Source organism: Marinomonas phaeophyticola, assembly GCF_026966905.1.
GTDB classification, from domain to species: domain Bacteria; phylum Pseudomonadota; class Gammaproteobacteria; order Pseudomonadales; family Marinomonadaceae; genus Marinomonas; species Marinomonas phaeophyticola.
In genome coordinates, this window is the sequence record NZ_JAPUBN010000018.1 from 1 (window position 1) to 14,508 (window position 14,508).

Below are 14,508 nucleotides of genomic sequence, written 5' to 3' on the forward strand. Positions count from 1 at the left end.
CAACCTGCTCATGGATAGATCGCCCGGTTTCGGGTCTATTCCCAGCAACTAAACGCCCTATTAAGACTCGATTTCTCTACGGCTCCCCTAAATGGTTAACCTTGCTACTGAAAATAAGTCGTTGACCCATTATACAAAAGGTACGCAGTCACGGAACTAAGTCCGCTCCCACTGCTTGTACGTACACGGTTTCAGGTTCTATTTCACTCCCCTCGCCGGGGTTCTTTTCGCCTTTCCCTCACGGTACTGGTACACTATCGGTCAGTCAGGAGTATTTAGCCTTGGAGGATGGTCCCCCCATGTTCAGACAGGATACCACGTGTCCCGTCCTACTCGTTTTCATTGAAAAGGTGTTTTCGTATACGAGGCTTTCACTCTCTACGGCCAAGCTTTCCAGCTTGTTCTACTAACACCAAATCAACTTAAGGGCTAATCCCCTTTCGCTCGCCGCTACTTAGGGAATCTCGGTTGATTTCTTTTCCTTCGGGTACTTAGATGTTTCAGTTCCCCGAGTTCGCCTCATTAAGCTATGTATTCACTTAATGATACCCGCAAGCGGGTGGGTTTCCCCATTCGGAAATGTTCGGATCAAAGTTTGTTTATCAACTCCCCGAACCTTATCGCAGATTACCACGTCCTTCATCGCCTCTGACTGCCAAGGCATCCACCGTGCACGCTTGGTCACTTGACCATATAACCCAAAGTAGTTTTTTAATCCCTCACTTTTCTAAAAGAAAAGTCAGTATCAAAACAACACTCAGATCACATACCAACGATGCTTTTGTGTCATCACTGGATTTTACGATTTAGAAAGTCATCCAGGTTATTCTCAATAAAGAGAAAGATGCTTTCCACCGGTTTGACGCTTGATTATCGTCTATTTCAAAAAGTCACATTGTTAAAGAGCAAGTTTAGTGCAAAGCACTAAGTCAGACATTCATGAATAACGCGAACATTATGATGACTGGTCATCACATAATCGCTTTCATCAACCCCTTGCTTAGGACTCTATCCTAGAACAATTGCTGCTATAAAGTAGTCATCAGATAATTTGTGTGAACGCTCACCAGAGCTTCGTATCGTTTAAGGAGGTGATCCAGCCCCAGGTTCCCCTAGGGCTACCTTGTTACGACTTCACCCCAGTCATTGACCACTCCGTGGTAACCGCCCTCCTCGAAAGGTTAAGCTAGCTACTTCTGGAGCAATCAACTCCCATGGTGTGACGGGCGGTGTGTACAAGGCCCGGGAACGTATTCACCGTGACATTCTGATTCACGATTACTAGCGATTCCGACTTCATGGAGTCGAGTTGCAGACTCCAATCCGGACTACGACGCACTTTGTGGGATTCGCTTACTATCGCTAGTTCGCAGCCCTCTGTATGCGCCATTGTAGCACGTGTGTAGCCCTACTCGTAAGGGCCATGATGACTTGACGTCGTCCCCACCTTCCTCCGGTTTGTCACCGGCAGTCTCCTTAAAGTTCCCACCCGAAGTGCTGGCAAATAAGGATAAGGGTTGCGCTCGTTACGGGACTTAACCCAACATTTCACAACACGAGCTGACGACAGCCATGCAGCACCTGTCTCAGTGTTCCCGAAGGCACTCCAAAATCTCTTTCGGATTCACTGGATGTCAAGAGTAGGTAAGGTTCTTCGCGTTGCGTCGAATTAAACCACATGCTCCACCGCTTGTGCGGGCCCCCGTCAATTCATTTGAGTTTTAACCTTGCGGCCGTACTCCCCAGGCGGTCTACTTATCGCGTTAGCTTCGCCACTAAGTCATTACAACCCAACGGCTAGTAGACATCGTTTACGGCGTGGACTACCAGGGTATCTAATCCTGTTTGCTCCCCACGCTTTCGCACCTCAGTGTCAGTATCAATCCAGAGTGTCGCCTTCGCCACTGATGTTCCTTCCTATATCTACGCATTTCACCGCTACACAGGAAATTCCACACTCCTCTATCGTACTCTAGCCTGCCAGTATCGGGTGCCATTCCAAGGTTGAGCCCTGGGCTTTCACATCCGACTTAACAAACCACCTACGCGCGCTTTACGCCCAGTAATTCCGATTAACGCTTGCACCCTCTGTATTACCGCGGCTGCTGGCACAGAGTTAGCCGGTGCTTCTTCTGAGGGTAACGTCACAGCAATCGAGTATTAATCAATTACCTTTCCTCCCCTCTGAAAGTGCTTTACAACCCTAAGGCCTTCTTCACACACGCGGCATGGCTGGATCAGGCTTGCGCCCATTGTCCAATATTCCCCACTGCTGCCTCCCGTAGGAGTCTGGGCCGTGTCTCAGTCCCAGTGTGGCTGGTCATCCTCTCAGACCAGCTAGAGATCGTCGCCTTGGTAGGCCTTTACCCTACCAACTAGCTAATCTCACGCAGGCTCATCTAATAGCGAAAGGTCCGAAGATCCCCTCCTTTCCCCCGTAGGGATTATGCGGTATTAGCATGCGTTTCCACATGTTGTCCCCCACTACTAGGCAGATTCCTACGCGTTACTCACCCGTCCGCCGCTCGACGCCTGTAGCAAGCTACATCGTTTCCGCTCGACTTGCATGTGTTAAGCCTGCCGCCAGCGTTCAATCTGAGCCATGATCAAACTCTTCAGTTTAAGATCTTTTGCTGATAAATCAGCTTGCTTACTCAAATTTAACTCTAACTAAACTTACATGTTTGTTTGATAAATCAAACAAACATGAACGAATTGAAAGTGTTTGGACTCTCGTAAGACTTCAAAATATTTTCGAAGTCTCCAGCGAGCGCCCACACAAATTATCTGATTAACTATTTTAAAGAGCGTGCTAACTAAAATAAGACAAGAAGAACAAACTGTGTTGTTTTTCTTGTTGGACGCTTACTCGTTGTTCTGAGTGGTTGTCCGTGTCAGCGAGGGCGTATATTAAGGATCTACAGATTTAGTGCAACCTTTTTTTGGTATTTATTGTAAAAAAGGGTAATTAAAATGATAAAGAAGCTTTTTTGATTATTTTTTACACATAGAAAAGCAATAAGCGAACAAAAATCATACAAACAAACCCAGCACTCTAATATATACACAAAAAAAGTAGATCATTTTATAGGTTAATCACTTTCAGCTCTTTTGGCATAGAAAAAGACACATTTTCTTCTCTACCGGCTAACTCTGAAGGAGGCTCACCACCTTCTTGCCTTAATCGCTCAATTACCTGATTAACCAAGACCTCTGGCGCTGAAGCTCCCGCAGTTACCCCAACACTGTTAACATCATTCAACCAATCCACCTGTATTTCTTCAGCATTATCGATTAAATAGGCGGTTGAACCCATTCTTTCCGCCAACTCTTTTAGCCTATTAGAGTTAGAACTATTAATAGAGCCAACAACCAAAACCAACTCCGAATCTTGTGCTAGTGTTTTTACTGCATCTTGTCGGTTTTGCGTCGCATAGCAGATGTCGTCTTTTTTTGGACCCTGTATATTAGGGAACTCACTTCTTAGCGCATCGATAACCACTGATGTATCATCCATTGACAACGTAGTCTGAGTCACAAAAGCCAATGCATCAGGGTTCTTAACTTTCAACTTTGATACATCATCCGGACTTTCTACTAAATAGATAGCGCCGCCATTGCTTGAGTCGTACTGCCCCATAGTTCCCTCTACTTCAGGGTGACCATCATGGCCGATTAACACACACTCCATTCCATCCCTTGAAAAGCGTACAACTTCAAGATGTACTTTTGTAACTAAAGGACAGGTCGCATCAAAAACTTTTAACCCACGACGCTCGGCTTCAGATCGAACCGCTTGAGAAACCCCATGAGCACTGAAAATAACAATATTATTGTCTGGCACCTGATCTAGCTCTTCAACAAAGACAGCGCCTCGAGACTTTAATGTTTCTACGACAAACTTATTATGAACAACTTCATGGCGTACATAGATAGGAGCTTCAAATAAATCCAAGCAACGATTTACTATCTCAATAGCTCTATCAACACCAGCACAGAACCCCCTAGGATTAGCAAGCTGAATCAAGAAGCTCATTCAATTACTCCTACAGCTATCACTTGCACTCTAAACACAAGGTCACGCCCTGATAAAGGATGATTAAAGTCTACTTCGACTTCGTTTTCCCCTATGTTAGATATCACCCCAGGAAGTTCGTTTTTTCCCACATCGGCAAAAGAAACAATCATCCCTTCTTCTATATCAATCGAGAACTGACTGCGAGGCATGTTTTGGATATTATTTGGGTTTCTCATTCCAAAGGCGTTTTCTGGCGACATATTAAATGTGGCTTCTTGTCCCGGCTCTAATCCCAATAGCATTTCTTCAAAAGATGGCAATAAACTACCATCCCCATAATTAAATTGCGCTGGCGCTTTATCAAAGGTTGAATCAATAATCTGACCGTCATTCAATGACAATTCGAAATGCAATGTAATGCTACTTTTTTCTGTAATACTGTTCATGCTAATCACTCACTGCTTTTTTATTGAAAAAGCCTTCTAACAACATTACAACAACACCTATCGATATAGCGCTGTCTGCTATATTGAATGCGGGAAAATACCAAGACTGCTGCCAATGAAGCTGGATAAAATCAATCACATGACCATAGGCTAAACGATCATATAAATTACCTAGAGCCCCACCAAGTATTAACGATAGTGATAAGGATTCCCAAGGGTTAGCATTGCCAATTTTCAACAAACGCCAACTAATACCAACGCTCACGGCTAGAGCAATAACAGTAAAAAACCAACGTTGCCAACCTCCTTCCTGAGCTAAAAAGCTAAAAGCGGCTCCCGTGTTGTACCGTAAAGTTAGATCAAAAAAAGGCAAGAGAGGAATTTCTTGCCCATAAAATAAGCTTGTATTAGCCCACTGCTTAGTAAGCCAATCCAAAATAATAATAATACAAGCCAGCGCCCACCAGCGCTGAACTTGTTTAAACGCACTCATTGAAATCATTATGCGTAAAGGCGACTCTCACCTTCTCCATCAGGGAGATTAGAAATACAGCGATCACACAACTCAGGGTGCGCTTCACGTGTACCTACTTCTTCTCGGTGATGCCAGCAACGAACACATTTAGCATTCTCACTTAATGTTACGGTCACTTTTAGGCCATCCAATTCAGTAGATACTGAATTATCAGGGGCTTCGGATAAAGGTAATACAGTCACTTTAGATGCAATAAGTATAAAACGTAATTCATCAGATAAAGACTCTAACGTATCATGAAGAGATCCGTCACAATAGAGGCCTAACTCAGTCCCTAGTGATGCCTTAATCTTGCCTTCACTACGACTTTGCTCAAGCACTTTATTAACCGACTCTTTTGCCAACTGAATAGTTGACCAGAATGCATTACCGTACTCAGCATCTTCCGGCAATTCAGTTAAACCTTCATACCAAGTTTCAAGGAAGACAGACTCTCCTCTTTCTCCTGGTAATGACTGCCAAAGTTCATCAGCGGTAAAACTTAATACAGGTGCAATCCAGCGAGTGAACGCTTCTACAATATGATACAGAGCAGTTTGAGCTGAACGACGCGCCAAGCTATTTTCTTGAGTTGTATATTGACGATCTTTTACAATATCAAGATAAAAACCACCAAGCTCTACAGAACAGAAATTCTGAATTTTCTGGTTCACTGCGTGGAACTGATATTCGTTGTAAGCCGTATCCAACTCTTTCTGCAATTTTGCCGCTTTATCTACAATCCAACGATCCAAAGCAATCATATTCTCAGGAGCAACTGTATGTAATGCTGGGTCAAAACCATTAAGGTTAGACAACATAAAACGAGCCGTATTACGAATTCGACGATATGAATCCGCCACCCGTTTTAGAATTTCATCAGACACTGTCATTTCTGTAGTGTAGTCTGTTGCGGCCACCCATAAACGAATGATGTCAGCCCCCAATGTATCCATTACCTTTTGTGGAGATAATACGTTACCCAAGGACTTCGACATTTTACGACCATCACCATCAACAGTGAAACCATGAGTAAGCACTTGCTTATATGGAGGCACTCCACGAATGGCAATGGATGTTTTTAATGAAGACTGAAACCAACCACGATGTTGATCCGATCCTTCTAAATAAAGGTCAGCAGGAAAACTTAACTCTTCTCGTTGATCAATAACAGAATAATGTGTGACGCCAGAATCAAACCACACATCCAGCGTGTCAGTCACCTTACTGTATTTTTCGGATTCATCACCCAATAAATCGGCGGCATCTAGATCAAACCACGCATCAATACCTTCAACCTCTATACGCTTCGCCACTTCTTCAATCAAGCGAGGCGTTTCAGGATGAAGCTCTTGAGTTTCTTTGTTAATGAACAAGGCTATTGGTACACCCCACGTGCGCTGACGGGAGACACACCAGTCAGGGCTGTTGTTTAACATCCCTTCCATGCGATTTTTACCCCAGCTAGGCACCCATTTCACACCTTCAACAGCATGCTTTGCGGCATCTAACAAGCCTTTTTCTGTCATGCTAATAAACCACTGAGGGGTAGCACGATAGATCAAAGGTGTTTTCGTTCTCCAGCAATGAGGATAGCTATGGAAGATTTTATCTTGTTTAACCAGTGTTTGATGCTTCTCTAGAGCCGCCAAAATTGAGGCGTCGACTTTATAAACATGTTGTCCAGCAAACTCGCCCGCCGCATCACTGTAAACCCCATTATCTTGAACAAGGTTTAACGTACCCAAACCATTTTCACGGCCAACATTAAAGTCGTCTACACCATGATCTGGCGCTGTATGAACCGCACCAGTACCTGCATCCGTAGTAACATGCTCACCTAAGATAATAGGTAAGTGTTTTTCTAGGAATGGATGCTGTAATTGAAGACCATTTAAATCGGCGCCAACACAGCGACCCACTAACTTATAATCGGCGACATCGTAGCGAGACATAATAGATTCAACCATATCTTCAGCTACAACCAAACGCTCTTTGCCAGCACCGACATCTAATTCAACAAGAGCATAGTTAAACTCAGCATGTACAGATACCGCTTGACTGGCTGGTAATGTCCAAGGAGTTGTTGTCCAAATAACAACAGCGACAGGACCTCCACCTTGCACCGCATCAAACTTCGCAAGCATTTCTTCTTGGTTGACTGCCGCATAACGTACATCTAAAGAAAGCGATGTTTTGTCTTGATATTCAACTTCCGCTTCTGCTAAAGCCGATCCACCAACCACACTCCAATAAACAGGTTTAAAACCTTTAACTAAATGTCCATTTTCAGCGATTTTACCAAGAGCACGCACAATATTAGCTTCAGTTTTGAAATTCATCGTTAGGTAGGGGTTTTCCCAATCACCAGAAATACCTAGACGAATAAAATCTTTCTTCTGACCCGCTACTTGAGTTAACGCATATTCTCGACATTTAGCACGAAAGTCTTTATAAGAAACCTTAGTTCCAGCCTTCCCTATTAGTTGCTCAACTTTATGCTCAATAGGTAAGCCATGACAGTCCCACCCTGGTATATAAGGGGCATCAAAACCACTAACGGTTTTTGATTTCACAATAATATCTTTGAGGATTTTATTTACTGCGTGACCAATATGAATATCGCCATTTGCATACGGAGGACCATCGTGCAAAATAAATGGCGTTCGACCTTTACTCACTTCACGGATTTTGCTGTATAGATCAATGTCCTGCCAATGTTTTAGCATAACAGGCTCACGTTTTGCCAGATCCCCTCTCATAGGGAAGCTCGTTTCTGGCAAGTTCAGTGTTGGTTTATAATCACTCATGGTTTTTCGATTTATCCTCAAAGATCATCGTTCACTGATTAATAAAATAATGTTGTGCTTTTTCTTTATCTAATTGAATTTGACTCTCTAGCTCTTCTAGACCAGACATTTTACGCTCTTCTCGTATAAACTCGCAGAATCGAACTTTGACGTACTCATCATACAAGTCGCCATTAAAATCAAATATATTGACCTCTAAAATGGTTAACACACCATTAACCGTTGGTCGTGTTCCTATATTCGCTACAGATGGGTATTCGATACCATTATGAACAAACACGACTGCATAGACACCATTTAGAGCTGGTTTTGTCATTTTCAAATGCACATTGGCCGTTGGAAAGCCTAATGTTCTTCCCAATTGCTTACCATGTACAACCCGTCCAGACAACTCTACAGGATGGCCTAATGCCGCCTCAGCTTGATCTATATCCCCCTTTTGCAGCAATTCCCTTATTAAAGAGCTACTAACACGCTCTTGGTTTCGAGTAACCACAGACATTGTATTTTCCACAACAAAACCATGCTCCATTCCGAACTGATTTAGATAGTTGAAATCGCCTTGTCGGTCACACCCAAAACGAAAATCATCCCCGACGACCAGGTGCCGAACTTTTAATCCATCCGTTAAAATTGAGCGACAAAATGATTGTGCGGTTAATTGTTGCAATTTTTTATTGAAAGGCATGATTAATACATAATCGATGCCCTGGCCCTCTAAGAGTCTTACTTTATCCCTTAATCGTGAGATTCTACCAGGGGCTTTTTCTGACGAAAAAAACTCCCGCGGCTGAGGCTCAAAGATCATAATGCAAGAAGGCACCTTATACTTACATGCCAAAAATCTAACTCGTGACAAAATAGCTTGATGTCCACGGTGAACACCATCAAAATTGCCAATTGTTAAGACACACTTTTGGTGGTGTAACCGTATATTATGAATACCTCTAATTAACTCCATAGAGCCCCATCTAAGCTAAAATTATTTTCTACCGAAAAATACTGGGATTATATAGCAGTTCCACTTTATACGGTAGGCTGCAAAGCTAGAGTCTCAGCATTTTCAGGCGAAACCCAAGACTAAATGCGCCTGCAGTATAAGTAATCACACCTCCAACAACCACAACCAACAGATACATCACCCTTTCTAGGTCGGCCAATGAAGTCCAAATCAGCCCCTGTTGATGAACCCAAAAAAGTCCTAGCCCAAGACAAAATAAACCAGCGGCAGACACCCTTAGCATTTTCAACCAAGCGATTGAAAATTGATAATATCCCGCCTTAGACAGCCCTTTCCAAAGTAAAAAAGCATTTAAAGCAGAGGCTATGGATGTTGCTAACGCTAAACCTACGTGACCGAACGGCCCTACTAAAATAAGGTTAAGCACCATATTAGCTACCATTGCAATTATTCCAATCCTCACCGGCGTTTTAGTATCTTGGCGAGCATAATACCCTGGCGCCAAAACCTTAATCGACATCATAAATAGCAAACCCAACGAATAAGCTTGCAAACTTTGGGATGCCATCGAAACATCATTAACGGTCAACAATCCGCGAAAAAAAATAGTGGCTATCAGAGGTTCAGCTAATAAAAACAAAGCCAGCGAGGACGGCAAAGCAATGAAAAAGATAATCTGCATCCCCCAATCTAATGTTTTTATAAATTTCCCGTCCTCTCCTCCAGAAAAACTGCGAGACAAAGATGGCAATACAACCGTACTAATCGCAATAGCAAATACACCAAGAGGTAGCTCATATAAACGGTCAGATAAATACAGCCAGGTAATGCTGCCAGTTTCTAAAAATGAAGCCAGTACTGTATCTAAAAGCAAATTAATTTGACTTACAGACACCCCAAACAAAGCGGGCAACATAAGGGTTAAAATGCGCCTCACTCCAGGATGGGAGAAACCCACGCTAGGCATTGGTAGCAACTTCAATTTAGCAAGGAAAGGCACTTGAAATAACAGCTGAATAATTCCTGCGAAAAAAACGCCCCAAGCAATAATAATTTCCTTTTCACTGGCCTCTACAGCAAAGACCAAAGTCGCAACAATTAACGACAAATTCAAAAAAATTGGCGTTATAGCGGGAACGGCATACTCCCCATGACTATTCAAAATACCGGCAGCTAGAGCCGTTAAAGAAATAAACATTAAATAAGGGAATGTAATTGTAAGTAACTCGGCACCCAAAACCATTTGAGATTCATTCTCAGAAAATCCTGGAGCAAAAAGCTTAATCATCCAAGGAGCCCCTAACATGAAAAAGACCGTCATCAGCAAAAGAATCAACCCTAAAGATCCCGTTACCGCCGCAACTAAGCCCCGCACTTCTTCATAGCTTTTATTCACTTTATAATCACTCAAGACAGGAACAAATGCTTGGGAGAAAGCGCCTTCCGCAAATAAGCGACGAAAGAAGTTAGGGATTTTGAATGCCACATAAAACGCATCAGCACCACCACTCGCCCCCAACACAAAGGCCAAAGAGGCATCCCTCACTAGACCAAGAATCCGAGATAAAAAAGTACAAATAGAAACAATGACACCAGACCGCAATAATGAGAAAGACGGTTTCTTTATCGATTTTGACTCATGCCGCATGAAAAAAGCTCGCTTACTTTTGTAAAATCGAAAGAATAACACCCATTATCCTACTAGAATAAGAAAAAACGCCTCTGATTGTTCGAATAATTCACCGTTTGGGGTTGTGGTGTGATCAAAAGCTGGTAAAATTTGCCGCGAGATTTTCAAGTTACACTTGACATTGATTTCACGAAACAACGCAGTGTTGTATCGTTTCATTTTCGAATTTAAGGAGCCAACCGTGGCAAATTCCGCCGGTTCAAAAAAACGTGCGCGCCAGGCGATCAAACGTCGCGCTCACAATGGTGGCCTACGCTCAATGGTGCGCACTTACTTGAAAAAAGTAGATGCAGCTATCGAAGCAGGTAACAAAGAAGAAGCTCAAGCAGCTTATGTTGTAGCAACTTCTAAATTGGATAAAGCGACTACTAAAGGCCTTTATCACAAAAACAAAGCAGCTCGTCATAAGAGCCGCCTAAACGCTCAAATCAAAGCAATCGCTTAATTTGAACGCAAAAAAAACCGGCCTCAGCCGGTTTTTTTATGACTAATACTTGGCATCAGCCAAACACATCATTCTTCTTCAAACCTAAAACAGCAACATTCCCCAAACAAACGCAGCTAAAAACAGAGACAGCATTACCGCTGCCGAACCAAGATCTTTTGCTCGCCCAGATAATTCATGATGCTCATTACTAATACGATCGACCACAGCCTCAACACTTGAGTTTAATGTTTCGACAACAACAATCAACGCAACTGAAAAAATCATAAACGCCTGCTCTAATCGAGATTCTCCCAACCAAAAAGCCAATGGCACAGCCACAATAAACAATACCACCTCTTGACGAAATGCCGCCTCATACTTCCACTGAGCCATCAAACCTTGATGAGAATACTTCATCGCTGCCAATATTCTAGCCATTCCTGATTTACCTGGCTTAGCCATACACTACAACCCTCAGATGAAATAACACTTACACTATCACCAAATCATCACAATGAATCAACTCAGGCTCACCTTCATAACCCAAGATAGACCCTATCTCTGAAGATGCATGCCCCATCAACTTTAACGCCTCTGCCACACCGTAGTTAACCAAGCCCCTGGCAACAAGCAGACCTCGCTCATCAGTACATCGAACCATATCACCTCGCGAAAAAGCACCTTCCGCATCAAGCACTCCCACAGGCAAAAGACTTTTCCCCCCAGAGCGTAACGCCTTAACAGCACCATCATCCAAGACAAGCGACCCTCGACTCTTTAAGTGTCCAGCCAACCACTGTTTACGTGCGGCTAATCGACCATGCTCTGGCTGCAACCAAGTTCCCATAGCCTCACCCGCCACTACACGAGAAATCACCTCATTTTCTCGACCAGAAACAATAACGGTATCCGCCCCAGAACGGGCTGCCAATCTAGCCGCGCGAATCTTAGTCAACATACCACCACTACCAAGCGCACCCGCACCACCACTCGCCATCGCTTCTAAACGATCATCGGAAGCAAATGCACGGGGGATCAATTGAGCATCATCATGGTTTCTAGGATTTTTGTCATATAGTCCTAATTGATCAGTCAGAATAATAAGCACATCCGCTTCCACCAAGTTAGCAACTAACGCCCCTAAAGTATCGTTGTCTCCAAAACGAATTTCATCCGTCACTACGGTGTCATTTTCATTCACAATAGGAACAACACCAAAAGACAACAAGGTTCTCAATGTGGAGCGAGCATTAAGGTAACGGCGGCGATTGGACAAATCATCATTGGTCAATAAAATTTGCGCCGTATACAATCCATGATTGACAAAATAAGACTCATATAGACCAATCAACTTCATTTGCCCTAACGCTGCCGCGGCCTGCAACTCATTCACCTGCTTAGGACGAGAGGAAAAACCTAAACGAGTCATACCTGCTGCAATAGAACCCGATGACACCAACACCACCTCCTTCCCTGATTCACGTAAACGAGCAATCTGCTCCACCCATTTCGCTATACTCTCTACATCTAAGCCCTGTCCATCATTTGTCAGTAAAGCACTCCCTATCTTCACGACAACTCTCTGAGCTTTTGCTATTTTCTCTCGCATTTCCATGGTGTTGGTTTTCTCACTTTCTCATTCAGACAAAAAAACACTATTTAACGTATTCTACTTCTACATCATAATCGTCGTCATCATAATCATCATCTCCATCATCACCTCTCGCTTCCGCTCTTTTCGCGGCACGATAGGACTGAATACGATCACGACCTTCTTCGTCAATCTGACGACGCATTTCCTCTTCCGCTTCACGAGCTTCTGGGCTTTCTTTTAGCAATAAACGCCTTTCATCTAAGGCAGTCATCAAATCCAAACAAAGAACCTGAGTCCCCTCTCCAGAAATAGCCGCTACTCGATATGTCGGACCTTCCCAACCCAAAGCGTCAATGACTGATTGACAACGCTCTTCCAGCTCATCAGAGGGCACCATGTCAATTTTATTCAATACTAACCAGCGCTCACGCCCACCTAGCGTTGGACTAAATTGATGCAATTCATTAACTGCAATTTTTGCCGCTTGAGCCGGAGTAACATCATCCCAAGGAGCCAAGTCTACTAAATGCAATAAAATACGATTACGAACCAAATGCTTCAAAAAGCGAATACCTAAACCAGCACCGTCCGCTGCACCTTCTATAATTCCTGGTATATCAGCAATAACAAAGCTCTGATGCTTCTTAACTTTTACCACACCCAAATTTGGCACTAGAGTAGTAAATGGGTAATCAGCCACTTTTGGCTTCGCCGAAGACACCGAGCGAATAAAAGTAGATTTACCCGCGTTAGGTAAACCTAACAAACCGACATCAGCAAGTAGCTTCATTTCCAATTTCAATGAGCGCTCCTCACCTTCGGTGCCTTTAGTTGTCTGTCTAGGTGCTCTATTGGTACTCGACTTAAAACGAGTATTACCCAAACCTTTATCACCACCTTGAGCCACTTTCAGCTGCTCACCATCACGAGTCAGATCACCTAAGGTCTCCCCTGTATCTTCGTCAATAACAGTCGTACCAACAGGGACAGTTAATATCAAGTCCTCGCCCTTCGAACCAGTCATATCACGCCCTTTACCACCTTCACCAGTCTCGGCTTGATAGCTACGTGTATAACGATAATCGATTAGCGTGTTCAGTGCGGCATCTGCTTGTAAAATGACACTTCCGCCATCACCGCCATCACCGCCATCTGGGCCGCCTTTTGCAACAAATTTTTCGCGCCAAAAACTTAAACAGCCATTACCGCCCTTGCCTGCTCGAACATAGATACTGGCTTCATCAACGAATTTCACAGAGTCACCCTCTTAGGTGTATAACAAATGACTAGTATTACCTAGTCTATAGAATTTTTCCAAAAAAAAGCCCCGCCGCTGCGGAGCTCTTTTCTGAATTCAAAGAGAATTAAGCAGCAACTACAGAAACTGTACGACGCTTAAATTTACCTTTAACTTCAAACTTAACTTGACCTTCAGCAACAGCGAACAATGTGTGGTCTTTACCACAACGAACGCCTTCACCTGGATGGAACTGTGTACCACGTTGACGAACTAAGATGTTACCTGGGATAACAACTTGACCACCAAAACGCTTGACACCTAATCGTTTCGACTCGGAGTCGCGACCGTTACGAGTACTACCACCGGCTTTCTTATGAGCCATAATTTACACCCCTTAATATTGAATCAATTACGCTTATTTGATAGCAGTAATTTTAACTTCTGTGAACCATTGACGGTGACCCATACGCTTCATCGAATGCTTACGACGACGGAACTTAAGGATCTTAACTTTATCGCCACGGCCATGAGAAACAACTTCTGCTGTTACTAATGCACCATCAACAACTGGAGCGCCAACTTTTACGTCGTCGCCATTGCTAACTAGCAATACATCGTTGAAATCAACAGCGTTACCTGCTTCAACATTCAATTTTTCAATTTTAAGGACTTGGCCTTCTTGAACGCGGTATTGTTTACCACCAGTTTTAATAACTGCAAACATGTATTCTCTCCAATAAGATTTATCCGGCTACTAGGATAATTTGACCTACTTCTAGTGGCCCAACACCAGTTAAATGGTATTCCA

12 protein-coding genes and 2 rRNA genes are annotated in these 14,508 nt (G+C 43.4%); 1 reads left to right on the plus strand and 13 read right to left on the minus strand.

What is annotated here, in order from left to right:
* The 8 genes from O1D97_RS12795 to murJ all read right to left on the minus strand — a co-directional run.
* A 23S ribosomal RNA gene (locus O1D97_RS12795) occupies positions 1 to 691 on the minus strand; the annotation flags it as partial.
* Between the two features lie 393 nt (positions 692 to 1,084).
* Positions 1,085 to 2,622 (minus strand): 16S ribosomal RNA (locus O1D97_RS12800).
* 463 nt (positions 2,623 to 3,085) lie between these two features.
* On the minus strand, positions 3,086 to 4,036 hold the full coding sequence (ispH, locus tag O1D97_RS12805; RefSeq protein ID WP_269126123.1) for a 4-hydroxy-3-methylbut-2-enyl diphosphate reductase: 951 nt from the start codon (positions 4,034 to 4,036) through the stop codon (positions 3,086 to 3,088).
* Positions 4,033 to 4,464: an FKBP-type peptidyl-prolyl cis-trans isomerase gene (locus O1D97_RS12810; protein ID WP_269126125.1), complete on the minus strand. Its 432-nt coding sequence runs from the start codon at positions 4,462 to 4,464 to the stop codon at positions 4,033 to 4,035. Before O1D97_RS12810 ends, ispH begins: the two co-directional genes overlap by 4 nt.
* Before the next feature lies 1 nt (position 4,465).
* Positions 4,466 to 4,957: a signal peptidase II gene (gene lspA / locus O1D97_RS12815; protein ID WP_346433185.1), complete on the minus strand. Its 492-nt coding sequence runs from the start codon at positions 4,955 to 4,957 to the stop codon at positions 4,466 to 4,468.
* 8 nt (positions 4,958 to 4,965) lie between these two features.
* On the minus strand, positions 4,966 to 7,788 hold the full coding sequence (gene ileS, locus O1D97_RS12820; protein WP_269126129.1) for an isoleucine--tRNA ligase: 2,823 nt from the start codon (positions 7,786 to 7,788) through the stop codon (positions 4,966 to 4,968).
* Between the two features lie 31 nt (positions 7,789 to 7,819).
* Complete coding sequence (gene ribF / locus O1D97_RS12825; RefSeq protein WP_269126131.1) at positions 7,820 to 8,749, minus strand: bifunctional riboflavin kinase/FAD synthetase; 930 nt, start codon at positions 8,747 to 8,749, stop codon at positions 7,820 to 7,822.
* Positions 8,750 to 8,834: 85 nt separating this feature from the next.
* Positions 8,835 to 10,397, minus strand: coding sequence for a murein biosynthesis integral membrane protein MurJ (gene murJ, locus O1D97_RS12830; protein WP_269126133.1), 1,563 nt, complete (start codon positions 10,395 to 10,397; stop codon positions 8,835 to 8,837).
* Between the two features lie 223 nt (positions 10,398 to 10,620).
* Between murJ and rpsT the strand changes: the two genes are divergently transcribed.
* Positions 10,621 to 10,884: a 30S ribosomal protein S20 gene (rpsT, locus tag O1D97_RS12835; protein ID WP_191601930.1), complete on the plus strand. Its 264-nt coding sequence runs from the start codon at positions 10,621 to 10,623 to the stop codon at positions 10,882 to 10,884.
* Between the two features lie 84 nt (positions 10,885 to 10,968).
* On the opposite strand, the gene O1D97_RS12840 is transcribed toward rpsT, so the two are convergent.
* The 5 genes from O1D97_RS12840 to rplU all read right to left on the minus strand — a co-directional run bounded on the left by O1D97_RS12840 (position 10,969) and on the right by rplU (position 14,424).
* Positions 10,969 to 11,328: a diacylglycerol kinase gene (locus tag O1D97_RS12840; RefSeq protein ID WP_269126136.1), complete on the minus strand. Its 360-nt coding sequence runs from the start codon at positions 11,326 to 11,328 to the stop codon at positions 10,969 to 10,971.
* 28 nt (positions 11,329 to 11,356) lie between these two features.
* Complete coding sequence (gene proB, locus O1D97_RS12845) at positions 11,357 to 12,481, minus strand: glutamate 5-kinase (RefSeq protein ID WP_269126137.1); 1,125 nt, start codon at positions 12,479 to 12,481, stop codon at positions 11,357 to 11,359.
* A gap of 40 nt (positions 12,482 to 12,521) precedes the next feature.
* On the minus strand, positions 12,522 to 13,715 hold the full coding sequence (cgtA, locus tag O1D97_RS12850) for an Obg family GTPase CgtA (RefSeq protein WP_269126139.1): 1,194 nt from the start codon (positions 13,713 to 13,715) through the stop codon (positions 12,522 to 12,524).
* 109 nt (positions 13,716 to 13,824) lie between these two features.
* A complete protein-coding gene (gene rpmA, locus O1D97_RS12855; RefSeq protein WP_191601927.1) occupies positions 13,825 to 14,082 on the minus strand; it encodes a 50S ribosomal protein L27 in 258 nt (85 codons plus the stop codon).
* Between the two features lie 33 nt (positions 14,083 to 14,115).
* On the minus strand, positions 14,116 to 14,424 hold the full coding sequence (gene rplU / locus O1D97_RS12860; RefSeq protein ID WP_269126141.1) for a 50S ribosomal protein L21: 309 nt from the start codon (positions 14,422 to 14,424) through the stop codon (positions 14,116 to 14,118).
* Between the last annotated feature and the right edge of the window lie 84 nt (positions 14,425 to 14,508).

Coding starts and splice junctions, on each gene's coding strand:
- ispH (WP_269126123.1), bottom strand. CDS start 4,036: ATGAGCTTCTTGATTCAGCTTGCTAATCCTAGGGGGTTCTGTGCTGGT.
- O1D97_RS12810 (WP_269126125.1), bottom strand. CDS start 4,464: ATGAACAGTATTACAGAAAAAAGTAGCATTACATTGCATTTCGAATTG.
- lspA (WP_346433185.1), bottom strand. CDS start 4,957: ATGAGTGCGTTTAAACAAGTTCAGCGCTGGTGGGCGCTGGCTTGTATT.
- ileS (WP_269126129.1), bottom strand. CDS start 7,788: ATGAGTGATTATAAACCAACACTGAACTTGCCAGAAACGAGCTTCCCT.
- ribF (WP_269126131.1), bottom strand. CDS start 8,749: ATGGAGTTAATTAGAGGTATTCATAATATACGGTTACACCACCAAAAG.
- murJ (WP_269126133.1), bottom strand. CDS start 10,397: ATGCGGCATGAGTCAAAATCGATAAAGAAACCGTCTTTCTCATTATTG.
- O1D97_RS12840 (WP_269126136.1), bottom strand. CDS start 11,328: ATGGCTAAGCCAGGTAAATCAGGAATGGCTAGAATATTGGCAGCGATG.
- proB (WP_269126137.1), bottom strand. CDS start 12,481: ATGGAAATGCGAGAGAAAATAGCAAAAGCTCAGAGAGTTGTCGTGAAG.
- rpmA (WP_191601927.1), bottom strand. CDS start 14,082: ATGGCTCATAAGAAAGCCGGTGGTAGTACTCGTAACGGTCGCGACTCC.
- rplU (WP_269126141.1), bottom strand. CDS start 14,424: ATGTTTGCAGTTATTAAAACTGGTGGTAAACAATACCGCGTTCAAGAA.